Origin of the sequence: Paenibacillus sp. FSL L8-0340 (assembly GCF_038593145.1) — a bacterium.
In the GTDB taxonomy this organism is placed as follows: Bacteria; Bacillota; Bacilli; order Paenibacillales; family Paenibacillaceae; genus Paenibacillus_AQ.
Genome location: NZ_CP151967.1, coordinates 1,797,514 through 1,816,843, shown reverse-complemented (window position 1 = coordinate 1,816,843; position 19,330 = coordinate 1,797,514). Strand labels below are relative to the sequence as shown.

The following is a 19,330-nucleotide window of genomic DNA, read 5'->3' as shown; positions in this document are numbered from 1 at the left end:
GCATCTGCGAAAGTCTGGTAAGCAACATTTCAGCAGCGGGAATTACACCCGGTAAATCACTCTAATCCAGTGCTAATATACCATTAAGAGGAAATTATCCCTCTAATTTTTGGCGAATTAGCTTTTATTCTTCTAATGCCAGATTTAGCGGGTGCATTTCCCTATAATTACTCCCGTTGTGTGATCGGCGTAAAATCAGCGGGCGTATTTCCCGTTAGCTCTTACTACCTATTATACCGCCGGGAACCAGGCGTCAGAGGCCAGAAGTCAGGAGCCAAAAGCCAATTCGGTGCGATCCCGCAGGCCTCATCAGATTACTAAAGTAGTCGCAGTAGAAATCATTAGAGGATTAAGGTGAAGCTACAGCTGAATCAGTTGGTCTACCTTCACCGGCAGCCCGGTGGCCATGGAGCGGTTGGCGGCGATTCCTGTCATGATCGACCAGGCTCCATCCATATGGGAGGCTGCACGCCGAAACCGGTCCTCGGCGTGCCGTTCAAAAATATCCCGCAGCATCACCGGGTCGCCTCCCCCGTGACCGCCGATGCCTTCCTCAATCTCCACTTCATACGGTGCAGCAAATTGCGGATAGACAGTAATCTGCTTATCTTTTACCGCCCCCTCCAGTTCCTTGCCGCCTCCGGCATTGACATAGGATTGTTCTACGACCTTGACCTCCAGCCGCCCCTTGGTGCCGTTGAACACTACATTGAAGCCCTCCCACGGCAGATAAGCATTAAGCGAATAGTTCATAATCGTCTTATTCTTGTATTTGACCATTACACCCATCGTATCCTCAATGCTGATGTTATCTCCGAACACGCTCTGGTCACGCAAATACCCGTCTTCCTGCTCAGTATCCAAATACATCCGTTTCAGCTGCTCGTTATCTTTGAGATGGAGGGCAAACGGATCATTCTGCGCTGCTGCGCTGCCGTGCACCCGCTGATAAAATTCGGTTACTCCCCGGTTCTCGGCATTTTCCCGGCCATAAAAGCGCAAATCGCCCATTGCAAATACTGTATCCGGCTTAGAGTCCAGCCAAAAGTTCATGAGATCGAAATGGTGGGTAGACTTGTGAACCAGCAGGCCGCCGCTGTTGCGCTTATCGCGGTGCCATCTGCGGAAATAGTCCGCACCATGCTGTGTATTCAGCAGCCACTCGAAGTTGACAGACAGCACTTCACCAATAGTCCCTTCCATCAAGAGCTCGCGGATTTTGGTATTATGCGGTGCATAGCGGTAGTTGAAGGTCACCCGCAGCTTCTGCCCGGTGCGTTCGATCGCCTCAAGAATCTCCTGGCATTTCTCTACGTCCGTCGTCATCGGCTTCTCCGAGATCACATCACAGCCAAGCTCCATGGCGCGGATGATATAGCGGTGATGTGTGCGGTCAATGCTGGTTACAATCACGGCATCGGGCTGCGTTTCCGCAATCATCCGGTCAAATTCATGCGCCTTGTAGACAGGAACCTCATGGTATCCGTATTTCTCCACCAGCAGGGTGTTGGCATAAGCCATTCTTGCCGCGTTTACATCACAGAAGCCGACGATTTCAGCCGTCTCCCGGTAGTTTCTCGTGATCTCCCCGTAAAAAAACTCCGCCCGGCCGCCGGTACCGACAAATGCATACTTTTTGCTGATCATTATTATCACTCCATCGCCATTGATTTGGTTGCGCTTTCTGAATATAGTGTATAGTATAAAATACATCTATTTCTAAGCATTATTTAGCATTTTTTAGGGATACTATGCATATTTTAGCTTCTTATAGAGGAGGCGCGTGAAAAATGGAACCCCTTTTCATGATTGAACAAATTAAAAGGGCCGGAGCCTTCAGTATGGATTCCGACCATTATCACGACAGCTATGAAATTTATTATCTGCTTGCGGGAGAGCGCAATTATTACATCAACAATCTGGTATATGCGCTGCGCAGCGGCGATCTGATCTTTATTAACCGCAACGAGCTTCACAGGACTGTAGCCAAAGGAACAAGCCGCCATGAGCGGATCCTGATCAATTTCCGGCATGACTTTGTTAACAGGCTGATGGAGCAACTCCAGCTGGAGCTGCCCTTTTTCAGTGGACAATGCCTGCTGCTGCGCCCTGATGCGCATGAACAGGGGATGATCGAAAACCTTCTTTTCGCCATGCTGGAGGAACAGAAGGCGGAGCGGGCGCAGCACATCCCCTTTATGCAGACCCTGCTGTTGCAGCTGCTCATCGGGATGAACCGGATCCGGGAGCGGGCTCCGGACAGCATCGTTCCGGTGAACAATGACAAACAGCGCAAAACCTATGAGATTATCGAATATTTACAGACCCATTACGCCGAGAAGCTGACGATAACGGAGCTGGCGGATACCTTTTTTATCAGCAGCACCTATCTCTGCCGCCTATTTAAGCAAACCACCGGCTTCACCATTGTCGAGTACCTCAATACGGTCCGTGTCCAGGAGGCGCAGCGCCGTTTGCGGGATACGAATGACAGAGTCACAAAGATTGCCGAGGAGACCGGTTTTGACAGCATCGCCCACTTCGGGCGTGTGTTTAAACAAATTGTTAAACGCTCGCCTTTGCAATACCGCAAGCAAAACCGCTGATGTCATTTGTATCCCCAAGAATAGCGGGAGCCGCCGCCAATCCAAAACGCACAAAACAATATCTGTCCTGATACACATGGATGTCCGGTTTCAAATCCTTGTCTGTCCAGCCCGGCTTATCCCTGTAGCTGTCCGGTCCTACCTTGTATACTTCGCCTTTAATATGATGGTGGGGTCCCAGCAGATTGCGGCAGCTGCCGGTCAGCACCAGTACAATTTCATTTACTCCGGGCTGCAAATAAGCGGTAATATCAGCTTCATACGGTTCCCACAGGAAGGTTCGTACCTCGGCCCTGTTAATGAACAGCTTGGTTACAACCGCATCCGGTGCAGAGTGAAACTGAAAGGTCCATTGAGCTCCGGTTGCTTCTTCTCCCCCCAGTTCAAACGTCTGAAATAAATGAATGCTTCCCGCGAAGAACGGAAATCCCTGCTGTGCGAGATCGCCGGTGCATGCCCGCTCTGGAGCTTCAGTCAGTGTAAAGGGTCCTCCGGTCCATAGCGCCCTGCGTTCGGTCTCTTCAAAAAGCTCCGCAGCTTCCACACCGAAGGAGCCCAGCAGATAGATGCTTTCTATTTCCTGGTCCAGCGTCAGATTGTTCCCTTCGGCTTCAAATTGCTTGGCCCGCTCCAGCTTGTCGTTGAGCTCGGCAGAATGCCTGAACATCCCCTTCAGGGTAATGACATTGCTGCCCCGGATGGCCAACCCTACTATATCAATCTTCTGCAGGGAAGAATCCCTCCACCAGCCGCAGCTTACACTGGAGACTGCACTTCCGTTCAACAGGATTTCCATTTCCTCAGGCTGTTCAAGCACCAGATACAGCTCCCGCGGACGCTTAGGATCAAAGGCCACCTGAAAAACAAATTCCAATTCAAACGCAACAGACCGGTCATAAGCCAACAACTGCTCCTGTATGAAAATCACCGGCTGCGTTTTCGACCATGCTCCGCCTTCCACCCGCAGCCGGGCGGAGTCCAGCGTTAAGCTGTTAAGATCCGCATAGGCAATATCCCACTCCGGGGCGAGTTCCAGCCGTGTGCATGCTTCCACTCTGCTAGGCGGATACGGCAGCTCTGTTTCTTCTGTTATTTCCTCTTCCACCGTTGAACCTAATTTCCCAGCCGCAACAGTTGCTTCCGGCAACGGATCGAGCTTCAGCATGTAGGAACCTCCGGCATACAGCGGTAGCCGCAGCCGGACACTATCCTCCCGGACCTCCTGTCTGAGCGCGTGAAGGCTCCCCGTCTCCAGATCAATCAGTGAAACGGTGCCGGGCCTGGACACTTCCATATGCAACATCGGATAGGACTTCTCACCGGAATTCACGATATAACAGAGCACCGCGCCCTCCAGTTCCAGTGTCCGCACATTAAGCGTATCCACCGCAATTGCCGTTCCGTCTTCCTCCGTAATGTGCAGGAACGGCCGGGAAGCAGAGGATACGGCGTGGCTAATCTCATCACGGCTCCATCCGGGATGGACCGCAGCCTGCATGAGGTCTGCAAGCCCGCCATCAGGCTCCCCGTTCACCAGCACAGGATAGGGGTCGAAGGCTATCAAGTGGCCGCCTTGGGAGACGAACTGCTCCAGCAGCTGAGCAGTTGCCGTATCCAGCGTGAGGCTTGGCGGAACAATGACCACGCGGTATGCTGCCTCACCAACCCACAAACAGCCGCCGCTGACCCGGCCATGGCCGGCAAGGATGCTTTCGCTGCCGTAATCATGCTCGATCAGGCTCTGGCACAGCCACCGGGACAGCTGCGCGAATGCCTCATGAAAGGGAATCACCGCCGAAGAGTCAGCACCGCGCTGCAGGGTCCAGGCTGTGCGCACCGGATGCAGCAGCAGCACCTCCGCCCGGCCTTTGCCCTCCGCCAGCAGCAGGGACAGCCGGGCGAAGTAGTCATTAAAGCCCTTGTAGCCCTCCCACCAGGGCTGCTGGTAGTACAAGGAAGGCGGGTAGTCCCGCTTCCGCAGGCCCCGCAGCGTATAGCCCTGCAAATGCTGGCACATCAGATTAATGCCGTGCACGAACTGCCATTCCCCGATCCTCCGCAGATCGGCGAAGCTGATGTTCCAGCCCGAGCACCCGTAGCTCTCAGTGATCGCGCGTTTTTTGCCCAGCTGACGGGCCACCGAGCTCACCTGCTTCGGCACCAGGGCATCACTGCCGACGAACCGGCCCAGCCAGTCGCATCCGGGAATTTGCAAATGCTCATAGAAGGCCATGGGATCGCCGACAGAGGTCACCTGATGCATCAGTTCCTGCTCATCGACAACATGTCCCGTCGCTGACCAGCCTTTATCCGCACACCAATCGCCGATTTGTTTAGCATACGCCTGGGTGAACATAAAGGTCACAGTTTCCCAATAGTCATAGCGGGCTTTGCGGCAGCCTTCCGTTTCCAGGAACAAGGCGGGAAGAATCTCCTTCACATCATAACCCCAGCGGGAGGCGAAGCGCTCCTCCAGCTCGAAGGACCAGGGAAGTCCGCCGCGGCCAAACTGCGGTTCGTCGGTGAACACACCGTGTAGCTCCGCCCCGTAATCTGCGCCAAATTGCTCCCAATACCGTTCGTAGGTCGTCGTGATAAATTCCTGTACAGCCATTTCACTAAGCGTATCTGTATAATACGGATTCACCTCATAGCAGATGCGCAGATCGGCATTCGCCTCCTCATCCGCAGCCAGAAGAATGTACCCCTGCCCTTCTGCTCCACGGGCATAACAGGCAATCATCCGCTCCGCCGCACTCTGGAAGGGAGCCTGCTCATAAACCAGCTTCTTCTGCTGGTAAGTCAGTCCCTTGGCTGGAACCTCTCCCCCCGCGAAGCCGCTGGGCCAGCCGTTCTCATCATAGAACCAGGCGTGCATCCCCAGCTCACGGCTCTTCTCAATGGAGATACGGATGGCGTCCATCCATTCCTCACTCATGTAAGGCGTCTGCAGCCCGCCGCGGGCATGCATGAAAAAACCGCCAATGCCGACTTTATGCATCTCTTCAATCTGCCGCTCCAACTCCTTCTTCTCCAGCCTGTCATTCCAGGACCAGAGGGGAAGCGGGCGGTACTCCGCCGGTGGATTCTCCAGATGATTCCATATCTTCGTCATCGGCCAATCAGCCTTTCAAGCAGAGCGCAATCAGATCATCCACATGCGCGGTTGCCAGACATTCAATCGTGTCCGCTGAGCCGTAGTAGATTTTGACCTCGCCGCTCTCTTCCAGAATCATCCCGCCCGGAAAAATAACATTATTGCGGAAACCTCCGTCGGTTTCATAACTGGCCTCCGGCGCCAGCAAAGGTTCCTTGCTCATGCCGATAATCCGCTTCGGGTTCTCCAGATCAAGCAGCATGATGCCTGCCGTATACCGTTTCTTCCAGGTAGGCTCCCAGCCATGCTTTCCGCGGGAAGGATCCACATCCACCGCATGGAAGGTCGTCAGCCAGCCTTTGTCCGTCTTCACCGGAGGCGCAGCCGGTCCCACCTTGTCATTGGCGAATGGCACATGCTCTACCCCAAAGAGCAGATCGGCATTCCCCCAGTATTTCAAATCGGGGGATTCAGCAATCCAGGTGTCAAAACGGTCCTTGCCACCCCGGCTGTACACGGTGAAGGGGCGTTCCAGGCGGACATAGTTTCCGCCGATCTTCTCGGGGAACAGCACCATATTGCGCAAATCCGGCGACGACAGGCTGAGGATCTCAAATTCCTCAAAGTCATCCGTCACCGCAATGCCGCCACGGATGCCATGCTTCGTATCCACCGCAAAACACATATAGCAGCGTCCGTCAATGACGGTTAGCCGGGGATCATAGGCCCGGATGATTTCCTCATCATGCAGCCTGAAGCATTTCTTCGGACTGGCCTCCCAGTGGATGCCGTCCTCGCTGAAGGCAATCCCGAGGTCTGTCGTATGATGCGGCTCAATGGTCTGATTGCTCAGGGAACCATAGTCATTTCGGAAGACCATCACATACTTGCCTTTGAATTTGGTCACTCCAGCGTTGAATACAAGTGCGGTAGGATAGGGTACACGCGCAGCATCGAGCACCGGATTGCCGGGGTAGCGCTGAATCAGCGGACTGGATGTAAGGATTGTTGGTACCTGAACTGTCATAATGTAAACCTCCTGGTTGTTGCTTGATGTATCAAAAGTAGTATTAAACACATTGTTAGACGTAGTTTCGAGATAGTACCATTTGTCCGGAAGGAATGCTCCTATCCTTTCAGGGACCCCGCCGTCATCTGCATAAAGGACTTGTTGGCGAACACATAGGCCACCAGAATCGGTAGAATGGACAAGCAGGCCCCCGCCATCATATAGTGGGTCTGCGAAGCGGCGGAAATGCCGTATTTAAGGTTGGCCAGGCCGACAGTCAACGTTTGCAGTTCCGGCTTCGTCATCGTGAATACAAGCGGCAGCAGATATTCATTCCAGGCGCCGCGGAAGGTGAACAACGCGCCGACGCCGAGGCCGGGGCCAAGCAGCGGCAGGATGATGGTCCAGAAGGTGCGGCCAAGCGAGCTGCCGTCGATCCGCGCGGCCTCATCCAGCTCCCGGGGAATGCCCTTCATAAAGCTGAGCAGGATAAAGAAGATTGAAGCATGCGCGGAAATTAGGATCAGTATGACTCCCCATAAGGAGCTGTGCAGATGCAGCTTCACCATCAGATCGAACTGCGGGCGCAGCACTACCGCGCCGACGGCAACAAACATCGTGAACGACTGCATACCGATATAGATCCTCTTGCCGAAAAACTCCAGACGGTCCACCACATAAGCTGCCATGGAGGAGACCACCAGAGTGCCCACTACCACCGAGAGGGACACAATTAGACTGTTCATCGTATACGTGGAGAAATTAGCTTGCTTCCAGGCCTCCAGGTAGTTAGAAAACTGCCATTTGCTTGGCAGGAAGGTCGCACCCGTAGTCAGCTCACTGTTCGTTTTGAACGAGCCGAGAATAGTGATTACGACAGGAATTAAAGTAATAAAGGCGAACACCAGCAAAAAGCACCATAATGACGTCTTTCCCAATACCGTTTTGGTTCTCATGTCACATCTCTCCTCAATCGATCCGATTCATTCGCCGGGACGCATAGAAATAAATGATGGAAATCATCCCTACGATAAGCGCAGAAACGAACGCGACTGCACTGCCGTATCCAAACTCCTGCACCTGGGTTGAGGCTGCGCCGCCGCCGACAGGAAAGAACAGCTTATACAAGTACAGGAACATCACTTCCGTCTTGCCCGCAGGTCCGCCTTCCGTCAGCACCATAATGCTCTCATAGCCCTTCAGTGCATTGATGATCGCCAGCATAATGACCATCTGCAGGACCGGACCGAGCATCGGCAGAGTAATGAACCGGAACTGCTGTATTTTATTGGCTCCATCCAAAGAGGAGCTCTCATAAACATCCTCGGGTATATTCTGCAGTCCGGCCAGAAACAGCAGCATGTAATTGCCCACCGCGCCCCACACAGCGACAAGAATGACCGTAAGCATGGCATGTTTCGGACCGAGCCAGTCAATGCCGGAGGATGTAATGTTAAATTTGATCAGGAACTGGTTAAGAATTCCGTTGTAAGAATTGAATATGGTAAAAAAGACCACGGCCATGACAGCCGTACTGATCACCGTAGGCATGAAAAAGATAGCCCGAAGTACCTGTCTGCCTCTGAGTTTGCGGTTCAGAATCGCAGCCAGCAGCAATGAAAGCGGGATGGAGAGCAGCAGCTTGCCTCCCGCATATACAAAAGTGTTGACAACCGAGTCCCAAAACTGGGTATCCTGCAGAATCCGGGTAAAATTATCTAAACCGATAAAGCGGGCCGTTCCATAACCTTTGTAATTGTAGAACATATAGCGGAATGCCCAGGCAATCGGATAGATGCCCAGCACCAGTGTGAGCAGTGCGCTGGGCAGCAGATAGCTGTAAGCAAAAACAGCGTTTTTGGTTTTGCGCATAGGATCTCTTCAGACTCCTTTCCTGTCTTGCTGTATATAGATAAGGATGGGGAGAGCCTCCCCCTCCTTATCCGATCTCTACATCTTCATGGCGTTGGACTTACTTGGCGAATTTCCCGCCAAGCTGAGCCGGGTCAAAACCAGCGTCCGGTTCGGCTTTCAGACCGTCGTTCTTCATCGCATCGTCAAGCGCCGCATTGTACCGTTTGTTCAGATCTGTGATGATAGCATCCAGATCGCCGCCGTTCAGCATGTACTTGAAGAACGCGTCATCCGATTTCATGCCCTCCGGCGCAACAGTAGGATAGACCGGCCATACACCGTCATATTTATTTGGCAGGAAGCCTTCGATTCCGTTGACCTCCGGCGTCTTTGCTGCGGCGCTGATGGAAGGCACCATCGAGATACCGTAGCCGTTTTCCTGATACGCTGTAAGCATCTGATCGCTGTACATGAATTCCATGAACTTCCATGCGGCATCCTTATGCTCCGATTTGGAGCTCAGCGCAAGCCATTGTCCACCGAGGAAACCGGAAGCCCCCTTCACATTGCCGTCAATCGTTGGAGCGGGAGCCGCAGCCCAGTCGATTTTGGCCGGAAACTGTTTGCTATATACGCCAGGCTCCGAGGAGAAGCTCAGATACATTCCGATCTTGCCTTCGGCAAACTGTGCCCGCAGCGGGTCAATATCCAGCGACTCAACACCCGGCAGCATGCTCCCGTTATCCTTGATTTGCTTGAAAGCTTCAATGATCGGCTTGAAGCCGCTGAAGTCAAACCTGGCCGTCTTGAAGTCATACCCGAACCCGCCATAACCGCTCATTTCAGCAATGACCCGTGAAGAGCGTCCAAGCGCACTGGGTGGATTCTTAAAGTTCTGGGCGAAGCCATACGCACCATCCGCTTTCCCCGCTTCGGTCAGCTTTTTGGCGGTGTCCACCAATTCCTGCAGGGTCGTTGGCGGGTTCTGGATGCCTGCTTTGGCGAACAGGTCTTTGTTATAGATGAGACGCATCGTCGTTCCATAGTTGGGAAGGCTGTAGCGCTTGCCGTCAAATGTGTTCAGATCGACCATTTCCGGAAATTTCGCTTTCAACTCCTCACTCAGGTACTCGTCAATCGGAGCCAGATACTCCTTTTTATAAAAGGTGCCAATCGTATTCTCCTTCACCCGGATGATGTCCGGGGCGTCGGAGGTCTGGAATGAAAGATCTAGTGCGGTATCGAAATCATCACCCTTGACGACCAGTTCCACCTCGATGCCGTCGGTGTTCGTTTCATTAAACTCGGCCACCTTTTCTTTCACAAATTCGGCGTCATGGCGGTCTCCCGTCCAATAGCTGATTTTGGTCTTTTCTCCCGGTGCTGATCCGCCTGTCTCTCCGGATTTATCCGTGGTATCGGAATTGCCGCATGCGGTCAGGCCGAATGCCAATACTACGCTTGATGCAGTCAGAAGCAGTTGTTTCCTCATTGCTGTTAGCCCCCTTATATTTCAATACTGATTCCCTACACCTTGATTATAGGGCAGCTCCATAATCTGCATAATGCGGGTAAGCCCACATTAAGGGCAGCTTTCTGCTGAAATAATGCCAAACGGGGATGAGTCTCTGCTGTTTAAGCAGATCGTTCATCCCCGTGGTGTTGACAGATATGTTGAGGCCAGGTCACGCTAGCAGACGCGATTCACCCGGCATCAACCTTTGCCCAGATAAGATATTTTAAACTCCGAAGGTGTCATATCGGTGGACTTCTTGAACACCTCACTGAAATAGCGGCGGTGCTCGTAGCCCAGCTCTATGGCGATTTCCTGCACCTGCATGCCTTCAATCAGCATACTTTTAGCCTTCTCCATCTTTTCATGCGTGACAAACTGCTGAAAGGAAATGCCCGCTACCTTCTTGAACAGGTTAGAGAAATATCCCTGGCTCAAATTGATCTGCTTCGCCACCTGCTCCAGTGTCAGGCTGGTATGGAGATTGGCACAGATATACGCTTTTGCCCGATGAATAATCAGAGTGGACTCCATGGAACGCTCCTCTTCAATCCAGCGGCAGCCTTCCGCACACAACCCTTCCAGCAGCGTGCGTATCTCCTGCAGAGAAGGGGAATGCCGGTTCCTCAGCCAGTTCACCTGCTGCTCTAGTGGCTGAACCTTCTCGTAGGGGAACAATTCCAGCATAACCCGGGAGATTTTGAACGCCAGCTCATAACCGATATTCTCTACGTACTGCGGCTCGGGCAGCGGGTCCAACTGCAGCAGCTCGTCAAAAATATGCTGCAGCACCTGCTGGCTTTTGTCGCGGTTGCCCGAACGAAGCGCGAACAGAAATTCCTGTTCAGCGGCAACGGAATAATTGTTCACGGACCGGGGTTTATGGACGATACTGGAATAACTGTACACAGCATTTCCGTCTGTATAGAAATGATAAGCCAGCGCGCTGAGCGCCTGTGCGTAGGAATCCGCAAGCTCATGTACCGTTGATACGCAAAGACCCGTTCCTATCGAGATCGTACACCGGGAATACCGGCTGATATTGGTACAGCAAGCCTCCGCAATCTGCTCGGCAGTACCGGGATCCTCCCCGTTCATCACGCAAACGTAACGGTTCGTTGCCTCCCGGAAGATAATCCCCCGCGTCCGGGAGCGTATCGTCTCCTCCAGTATATTTTGCAGGATGAAGCGGACAAGCTCAATCTCCTGCACCGGCTGGCTGCCAAACTTCTCGGCAAAATGATCAATCTCCGCGATAAATACGATGAAATTCTCCTGATTCAGCGGAATCCCCAAATACTCCCAGCGCGATTTCGCGCTATGTTCCGTGGTCTGATGCTGCATCAGAAAGGTCAGATACTCCTGGCGGAGAATCGGCAGGCTTTCTTTGATTTTGGCTTCCATTTCCCTGATTTTCTCCTGCTCCTCACGCTCCTGCAGGCATATCGCCTTGGCCTTCAGCACCACATTCACAATCTCTTCGAGTGAAAACGGCTTTTTGACAAAATCCATCGCCCCGAGGCGGATCGCCTGCTGCGCATAAGAAAACTCTGAATATGCGCTGAGGATGATGATTTTGCACTGGGGCGCAAATTCCAGGATTGCCCGGGTCATCTCAAGCCCGTCCATGCGCGGCATCCGGATGTCCGTAAGCACGATATCGGGCATGCACCCGCGGATCATCTGCAGTCCTTCTTCGCCATCAAGCGCTGTCCCCGCCACTTCAATGCCGTGCTTTTGCCAGTCCGGCTTGCGGGCAATCATATCCACCACACTTCGGATATCATCGATAACACAAATTTTGAGTAGCCTAGGCACTCTATATGCCATAGCTTCCTCCCTCCCCCCTCAGCGGGCTGAGCGGTATCCATAAATCAGTGCGGGAGCCAGTGCCCGATTCACCGGACAGCTCCATCCGCGCCTCACCGCCGTAATATAACATCAGCCTATGCCTGATATTGACCAGTGCATAGCCTTTTTTGGAAACTTCACGTTTGTGCATTCCTTGCTCCACCTTCACAACATCCATTCCCTTGCCGTTGTCCTCCACCACAATATGCAGCATGGAATGCTCCGTGGAAATCCGCACTTGAATGACACCGCCCCTTCGGCGGTCCGCAAAGCCGTGCTGGATGCTGTTCTCCACAATCGGCTGCAGCAGGATCTTGGGGACCGGGAAGGACAACAGCTCTTCTTCTCCGATATCAACCTTGTACTGGAACAGATCTTCATAGCATTTTTGCTGGATGGCGCAATACTGCTGCACATGGGAAAGCTCGTCCTCCAGCGGAATCAGATCCTTGCCGCCGCTGAGGCCAAGCTGGAACATTTGCGACAAGGCCAGAATCATCTCGTTTACATCGTCATTTTCACCCATCACCGATTTGCAGTAAATCGTATTCAGCGTATTGTAGAGAAAATGCGGTTCCATCTGGGCTGTCAGCGCCCGGATTTCGGCATGGCGTTTGCCCTCTTCGTTCTGTCGCACATCCTCGATCAGGCTTTTGATTTCGGTCATCATCCGGTTAAACTGGAAGCCAACCTGGGCAATCTCGTCATTATATTTGCTCTCAAAAGACACACTTAGCTGATTCTCCTCCACCCTGCGCATCAGTCTGCTCAGCTTGAAGAGCGGCTTAAGGAGGGCGGCTGTCAGTTTGTTCGAGAAAAACCATGTGGTCAGCAGAAACACCAGAATGACATATAGAATTGTCCGCTGCACACCCTTCAGCTGTCCGAGAAGCTGATCCTTGGACTGTATCCCGGCCAGGATCCAGTTCGGCGCAATTATCGATTGCTTATAATTGACCAGATAATCTTCTCCGTCAAAAGGGTAAAAGAAATTCCCCTCGCTACCAGTGGTGCTGTCACGCAGAAATGCCGGGTCCTTCGGCGGCTCCTCGAGGGTGAACCCGCCGCTCTGCACCACCGCTTCGCCTTCCTTGTTCAGCAGCAGGTATTCCCGGTCATTGCCGGAGCTGTTCTGATTCAGCAGCGAGGTAATCCGGTTCTCCCGGAGGTTGACGACGATGAACACATTCGTAATCGGCGTATGCTCATATATTCCCCGCACCACAAAAGAAACGACACGCTGATTGCCTGTAAACAGCCGGTCGTAATGGGCTTTGGCCCAATAACCGCCGGGATTTTTTTCACTGTTGTCGTACAGCTCCGAGCCGTAAAATGAATGATCTTGCGCCCGCACCTGCGTTGTCGAATAGAAATCGCCGATTGGCGTTGCAATAAGAACGTTCTCAATAATCGGTTCATTGAAGGTGGCCTGGGAGAGTACATACTGCATTTCCGACAAATGGACATAGTAATTTTTCACATCATGAGCTTGAACATCGATCATCATCTGCCTGTAGGCATCACTCAGCATCAGCGATTGTACCGACATGGCCACATCATTCAGTCTGTAATCGAGCAGCTGCATGGTCTTGTCCACCGTTTCCCTGCTGGTCTCAAAGGCGTTGTTCTGAATTTCCTTCCCGGCAATCCGGTAGGTTAACAATCCCATCGCACTGATTGACAGCGTTATCAACAGAATGAAAGAGAACAGCACTCTCTGTTTGATCGATATCTGATAAAATCTGTCGCTAAGCTTCTCCCGGATCAGCCCGCCCCACCTTCTCAGGGATTTCATGGAGGCACCCGCCCCTTCCTACAGCAGAAATTTCGCCAGTTCGCCGGCTAGCAGCCGGTGCCCCCTGTTCATTGGGATGATTCACATAGGACAGCAGATCTTCGAGTTCGCCTCCGCCGTCGATGTAGGTCTGGAAGGCGGCGAAGCTGTCACTTAATCCGACCTTGTATTCTTCAGCGAGCTGCCGGATCTGCCCGGCGTGCTCCAGCAAGGAATGCCAGCTTCGTTTCCTGTACCATACGACCGATCCCAGGTGGGTGTCAACAGGATGACTTTGGTTCCTTGTTCAAGAGAGGCTTCGATCATCGCTTTCCACGAATCGGCAGCAGCGTCCAGTCCAATGCCTCGGTCATTCAATCCATAATCAGCAAATGGGGATAAGCATGAAAGGTATCAACAATGGGGGTGGCAAAATATCCAGACGGCACACTGTGTCCGTGGCATACAATATTTAAAGTCCGGTTCTCCGGCCATTGCCGTTTCAGTTCCTTCTTCTCCTTCAGTAATAACAACCTGGAAAATCAGTGATTTCTCGCATTACCCATCTTACTCCACATTCTTTTGAGGTCAACATAAAAAGAATACCATTGTTGTTTCCTCTTTATTTCATACAATTGGAAATCACTGCACCTATTGAACGTTGAGAAAAATAAATGTCCAGCTTCCCAAAAAAATAGAGCATACCGTCCTATGCGGACAACAGCTCTATTTCACGGGCAAAACTTCTTCTGAGCAGGCCTAGCATATCCCGCTCTTCTCCACAACCTTCAGCCACTCCCTAGCAATCAGATCATGCCCGGCAGTCGTCGGGTGAACGCCATCCCACAACCAATAGGCAGCATCCGTTCTTTGCGCTGCTGCGTTGAAAGCTTCCTGCAGCGGAACATGCACGGTGCCGAACTCCTGTGAAAGCTCGCGGACAACCCCCTGATAATGGCTGATCCATTTGGACCATCCACTCCAGTCTTCCGCGGGTGCTCCGGTATTCAGGATAAACGGCTCGACCAGCACCAGCTTCGTATCCGGCAGCACTTCGCGCGTCTCTTCCAGCACATGGCGGTAAGCACGTTCGTAGCGGTCGGTGCAGCCGCCCGGCTCGCCCTTCATCATTCTCCAAATATCGTTGACCCCGATCAGGATGCTGAGAATATCCGGCTGCAGATAGAACGCATCCTCATTCCAACGGGCATACAGATCGGAGATCCGGTCACCGCTCACTCCGCGGTTGTAGAACATAGGCTGCTGCTCAGCCAGCTCATTGCCCAGCTTGCCGCCAATGATGTAGGCATAGCCATGCCCCAGAATATGATTGGGATCGTTATCGCGGCCACGGTTGCCGTCGGTGATGGAATCTCCCTGAAACAGAATAACTGTGTTTGGCTTAGCAAATGAAATAGACATCCAGTTCACCCTTCAACTATTATAATTAGATAGATTTGGCACTATCTATGATTCTACCGTAATTGAAGCTAATTCTTCAATGATTTGTGATGCCGTCCAGCTATGTGGTAGAATTTAACAAATGACATGAAGGGAGATGGAATCCAAATGAAGTATAGAAGATTAGGCAATACAGGCCTTAAGGTCAGTGAGATCGGCCTGGGCAGCTGGCTTACTTACGGAACAGCCGCAGAGCAGAAAGCAGCGGATGCCTGCGTGGCTAAAGCATTTGAATGTGGTATCAATTTCTTCGATACCGCCAATGCCTACAACCGCGGGGAAGGCGAGAAGGCGATTGGCGCAGCTCTCCGCTCCTACCAGCGGTCGGATTATGTGCTCAGCACCAAGGTGTTTTTCCCGATGGGAGATGGGGTGAACGACCGGGGGCTTTCCCGCAAGCATATTATGGAGCAATGCGAGGCCAGCCTGAAGCGTCTCGGAACCGATTACATTGATGTGTATTTCTGCCACCGCTTTGACAAGGATACGCCGGTGGAAGAAACCTTGCGCGCGCTGGATGATCTTACAGCCCAAGGTAAAATCCTCTATTCCGCAGTCAGCGAATGGAGCGCGGCGCAGATCGCCCGTGCCGGAGGCATCAGCCGCAGGCTGAATCTCCGCCCGCTGGCCTCCAATCAGCCGATCTACAATATGTTCGAGCGTTATATCGAAGAAGAGGTGCTTGAGATATCGGGACAGGAAGGACTGGGACAAGTCGTCTTCTCGCCGCTCGCCCAGGGTATTCTGACCGGCAAATACAAGCCGGGACAACAGCCTCCGGCCGGGACACGCGGCGCAGACGATTCAGTGAACGGCGTCATCCGCAGCTATCTGCGCGACGATGTCCTTGGCGTCGTTGCCCAGTTGGATGACCTGGCGGCCAGCCTCGGCCTGAAGCTCTCACAGCTGGCGCTGGCCTGGGTACTCCGCCAGCCAGGTGTCAGCTCTGCACTGATCGGAGCCAGCAAGCCAGGCCAGGTTGAAGAGAATGCGCAGGCCTCCGGCATTCTTCTCCAGCAGGAAACGCTGGAGACCATCGACGGCCTGCTCCGCCAGGTGGCCGGTTTCGCACCGGCGAGATAGGGAAGCTGAGCGAGAAATAGAAGGATAAATTACAGCGTGAAGCATATAAATTATTTTTCCAAAAAAGGACTGTCTTACCCGCAGAGTTTTCTACGGAAGAGACAGTCCTTTCCATACTAATAGTGAACAGGCATCAAGCTGCCTTTCTTTTCATTCATCCGTCCTGCCCCGCTGATTAGTGTTTTATACTTCTTTTCGTCCTCTATAGTGGCCAGATGCCTGCATTCTTCAAATAATCTCACGCACCGGAGAACACATGCATCACCATTTATTTTAGCGGAATACTCCAATGCCTTTAACGTATAATGAATAGCCGACTCATATCGTTGTGCATTAAAGTAATAGGCGGCCACCTCACAGAGAAGGTCTGTATATTCATCCCAGGTAACCCTTGAATTAATAATGCCGATTCGGCTCCGCAGCTCTTTGAAATCCAGCTGATCCTTAAAACGTTCGATAATTCCATCCACATTGAACTGATAGCGGTTGGCGGCCTGCATAATTTTCATTAAAGCCGGAAGAATTTCATTTTCCCGGGCCGCAATGAACTCGACATACTCTGTAAGCACATCCATTTGACCAGCCATTAACCGATGGAGATACGAATTAGCAATCGCCCATTCCTGAAACTGCGCCTTCACCTCCCGGACTTTATCCGTGTCCTCACGCACCCAGGCGGAGTCCGCGTAGAGTGAAGCATAATGCAAAGCCCGTTCGTATTCGCCACGTTCATGGCATACCGCCGAACGGAGCAGATAAGCGTAAAGGATGTAGAAGCAGATTGGTCTTGCCGGTTCCTTACGCGTCTCACGCTGTTTGGTCACCAGGTATTGATTCTGGTATTGAATGGAGGCTTTGCGCTCCATTTCTTCAGCCAGAACATTCACTTTGCTCCAGCGGTGCAGGGAAATATAAATATTCGCCAGCGCGTGCAGCGCATCAAGCTGATCGGCCTCATCCAGCCGTTCGACAAAATATTCAAATTGCATGGCAGCCTGCAGGTTGATATCCTGATTGTCACCCAAAGCGATCGTGAACAAGCGGTACTGGCAGAGCGCCAGCCGTTCGGAATGCTGATACTTCTCGCTCTCCGCTACGCCTTCATACAGCAGCGCCGCAGCTTCTTTTTTGTCATTCCTGTAAAATTCCTCTGCCGTGTCAAACAGCGCTTGAGCATAGGAGATATTATCCATCAGATTATGTACCACTTGCCGGATGCATTCCAGCTTGTCCAGCTCGGCGCAGCGGTGCAGAAACGGGCCCAGCCGCCGCCAGTCCGGCGTGGAATGAATAATGCATTCATCTATATACATTTCATAAAACGCACCTTCAGGCAGACCCATTCCGGCAGTTATCCGGTCCAGCTGCTGCATTGCAATCGGGCGGTTGCCATTGATAATGCTGCTGAGCGTTCCGGAGTTGACAGCGGATATTCCAGCAAATTGATTAATGGTTTTGCCTTCCCTTTTGAGAAAAGCGTCCAGTTCCCCTTGGATCGTAATCTTAGGCTCCAAACAAACTCCACCTCTCAAATCCAATTATTTGAACAATAATCCAGATATTCCTACATAATAGGTGTAAATATTACATAGGTCAACATCCATTGGCACGTTCAAAAGTGGTTGACAGATGGAAATAAAAGCTCTTATCTTCTAATTCCTTACATCAAGAGATCAGCTTGGACTTCTCAGCCTGTTCTGCGGCTTTGCTGATAAAGCGTTCAAGCGGTTTCTGCAGCGTAAGCCCCAGCAGTAATGCCAGCACGCCGAAAAGCAGCAGAGCCAACGCATCCCGGAGGACCACCTCAGGAAGCCCCCCCCAACCGCTTCCCGCAGCAGACTGATCGCATAGGTAAACGGCATAAAAGGATTCAGGATTTGAAAGAAATGCCCTGAAGCTTTTCCCCTGCAGCTCCGCCCCTTTGTCCAGACTGGCCACGGCGATTTTGATGCCGGAGGTGTTGCTGTAGGGGTCCCATACTGCAGCTACATTTACCCAATCATTCACAGAGGGCAGCACAATAAGCGCTGCAATCAGCAGCACCGCCACCGGAATCCTGAACAAGTTGCGCCAATCATTTAAATAGATCCGCCATATTTCTGCCATCCGCCAGTCACCCCCAAGCCGTTATTTGGATATTTTAATATGTCCCGGCATGAAGCTTTTTACAATCCGCTGCCGTTTATCACATCTTCGGCAGTTCTGATAGACCTTAGCAAAATTTTTGCAACATTTCTTGCTAATTTACGTTAATAGAGGTACATACCCGTTTGAGAACTATAGCGAAGGGTAAAGAGGTATATAGGCTATTCACAAGCCATATTTAAGCCAAGGGGGAAATGAAAAGATGTTATTGAAAAACTCCAAGTATGTACTGCCTTTGCTGGTCCTGCTGTTTCTTTCCCTTGCAACAACGGCAAGCACAGCAGGAACACGTGCGGAAGCACAAAGCGGCGGGCAGATTCAGCATCTCACAGCGTATATTCACGATCTGCAAATCGTAGACGGCAAGCTGATGCTTAATGCGGACGATATCGAATGGTTTGAAGGCGCGGACGCCAACCGGGTGTTCGCCGACCGGGAGCCGGATGGTGCGGCCGAGCTGGGAGGCGCACCGGACGGATATTATATCGTTAACGACAGTGATTTGCTAACCTCTTATCCGGTAGCCGATAATGCCGGCGTAACCATGCAAATCTATGATCATACCGGAACGATCGAGGATCTGGATATCAACTGGAACGAGGGAATTTCTCTACCTCAGTTCCAGAAGGAATTCACCAAGACCGATATTATCGACTTAAGCCAATTTCCATACCATCTCACGATCGAAGACGGTCAAGTAACTTCAATCGTGCAGCAATATATTCCATAACCGTTGTTATAATCGTACAAATTAAGACGGTGTCGCCATCCGGGCAGACACCGTCTTTTTGGTACGCCTTTTTAGCGCGCGACCCATAGTTTTAAGTTGAGAGTTGCAGTACGTATTCGTTTGCTTTTGAGATTGCTGCATTAAGTTTATCTTGTGGTATTGACCATAAAGTTTGCTGATTTATATATTCCAAAGCTTTTACTGTTA

The 19,330-nt window shown here is 51.9% G+C and carries 16 protein-coding genes; 3 read left to right on the top strand and 13 right to left on the bottom strand.

Going from position 1 to position 19,330, the window contains the following annotated elements:
* Positions 1-360: 360 nt before the first annotated feature.
* Positions 361-1,647, bottom strand: a complete 1,287-nt coding sequence (locus tag NST07_RS08280; protein ID WP_342481356.1) for a Gfo/Idh/MocA family oxidoreductase — start codon at positions 1,645-1,647, stop codon at positions 361-363.
* 143 nt (positions 1,648-1,790) lie between these two features.
* Here NST07_RS08280 and NST07_RS08275 point away from each other — a divergent pair, with 143 nt between their 5' ends.
* Positions 1,791-2,606, top strand: a complete 816-nt coding sequence (locus NST07_RS08275; protein ID WP_341091025.1) for an AraC family transcriptional regulator — start codon at positions 1,791-1,793, stop codon at positions 2,604-2,606.
* Here the strand turns inward: NST07_RS08275 and NST07_RS08270 are convergent.
* The 10 genes from NST07_RS08270 to NST07_RS08225 form a co-directional block, all read right to left on the bottom strand.
* On the bottom strand, positions 2,566-5,721 hold the full coding sequence (locus NST07_RS08270; protein ID WP_342481355.1) for a glycosyl hydrolase: 3,156 nt from the start codon (positions 5,719-5,721) through the stop codon (positions 2,566-2,568). The two genes, NST07_RS08275 and NST07_RS08270, sit on opposite strands and share 41 nt — an antisense overlap.
* 7 nt (positions 5,722-5,728) lie before the next feature.
* On the bottom strand, positions 5,729-6,730 hold the full coding sequence (locus tag NST07_RS08265; protein ID WP_038587980.1) for a glycoside hydrolase family 130 protein: 1,002 nt from the start codon (positions 6,728-6,730) through the stop codon (positions 5,729-5,731).
* 101 nt (positions 6,731-6,831) lie between these two features.
* The gene (locus tag NST07_RS08260) at positions 6,832-7,668 is read right to left on the bottom strand and encodes a carbohydrate ABC transporter permease (RefSeq protein ID WP_038587977.1); all 837 of its coding nucleotides are present in this window, start codon (positions 7,666-7,668) and stop codon (positions 6,832-6,834) included.
* A 13-nt stretch (positions 7,669-7,681) separates the two neighbouring features.
* On the bottom strand, positions 7,682-8,584 hold the full coding sequence (locus NST07_RS08255; RefSeq protein ID WP_341091021.1) for a sugar ABC transporter permease: 903 nt from the start codon (positions 8,582-8,584) through the stop codon (positions 7,682-7,684).
* A gap of 100 nt (positions 8,585-8,684) precedes the next feature.
* The gene (locus NST07_RS08250; RefSeq protein ID WP_341091020.1) at positions 8,685-10,058 is read right to left on the bottom strand and encodes a sugar ABC transporter substrate-binding protein; all 1,374 of its coding nucleotides are present in this window, start codon (positions 10,056-10,058) and stop codon (positions 8,685-8,687) included.
* Between the two features lie 222 nt (positions 10,059-10,280).
* Entirely contained in the window at positions 10,281-11,909 is a 1,629-nt protein-coding gene (locus tag NST07_RS08245; RefSeq protein ID WP_342481354.1) for a response regulator, read from the bottom strand.
* Positions 11,899-13,725, bottom strand: coding sequence for a sensor histidine kinase (locus NST07_RS08240; protein WP_341091016.1), 1,827 nt, complete (start codon positions 13,723-13,725; stop codon positions 11,899-11,901). Before NST07_RS08240 ends, NST07_RS08245 begins: the two co-directional genes overlap by 11 nt.
* A complete protein-coding gene (locus tag NST07_RS08235) occupies positions 13,679-13,936 on the bottom strand; it encodes a hypothetical protein (protein ID WP_341091015.1) in 258 nt (85 codons plus the stop codon). Before NST07_RS08235 ends, NST07_RS08240 begins: the two co-directional genes overlap by 47 nt.
* A 142-nt stretch (positions 13,937-14,078) precedes the next feature.
* A complete protein-coding gene (locus NST07_RS08230; RefSeq protein ID WP_342481353.1) occupies positions 14,079-14,237 on the bottom strand; it encodes a hypothetical protein in 159 nt (52 codons plus the stop codon).
* Between the two features lie 226 nt (positions 14,238-14,463).
* Entirely contained in the window at positions 14,464-15,126 is a 663-nt protein-coding gene (locus tag NST07_RS08225) for an SGNH/GDSL hydrolase family protein (RefSeq protein WP_341091012.1), read from the bottom strand.
* A gap of 147 nt (positions 15,127-15,273) precedes the next feature.
* Between NST07_RS08225 and NST07_RS08220 the strand changes: the two genes are divergently transcribed.
* Positions 15,274-16,248 (top strand): aldo/keto reductase family protein, encoded by a 975-nt coding sequence (locus NST07_RS08220; protein WP_341091010.1) that lies wholly within the window; start codon positions 15,274-15,276, stop codon positions 16,246-16,248.
* 116 nt (positions 16,249-16,364) lie between these two features.
* On the opposite strand, the gene NST07_RS08215 is transcribed toward NST07_RS08220, so the two are convergent.
* Positions 16,365-17,762, bottom strand: a complete 1,398-nt coding sequence (locus NST07_RS08215; RefSeq protein WP_342481352.1) for a transcriptional regulator — start codon at positions 17,760-17,762, stop codon at positions 16,365-16,367.
* A 151-nt stretch (positions 17,763-17,913) separates the two neighbouring features.
* Positions 17,914-18,354: a hypothetical protein gene (locus NST07_RS08210; protein ID WP_341091007.1), complete on the bottom strand. Its 441-nt coding sequence runs from the start codon at positions 18,352-18,354 to the stop codon at positions 17,914-17,916.
* Between the two features lie 241 nt (positions 18,355-18,595).
* On the opposite strand from NST07_RS08210, the gene NST07_RS08205 reads away from it, so the two are divergent.
* On the top strand, positions 18,596-19,123 hold the full coding sequence (locus tag NST07_RS08205; RefSeq protein ID WP_341377739.1) for a hypothetical protein: 528 nt from the start codon (positions 18,596-18,598) through the stop codon (positions 19,121-19,123).
* The last annotated feature ends 207 nt before the right edge of the window (positions 19,124-19,330 follow it).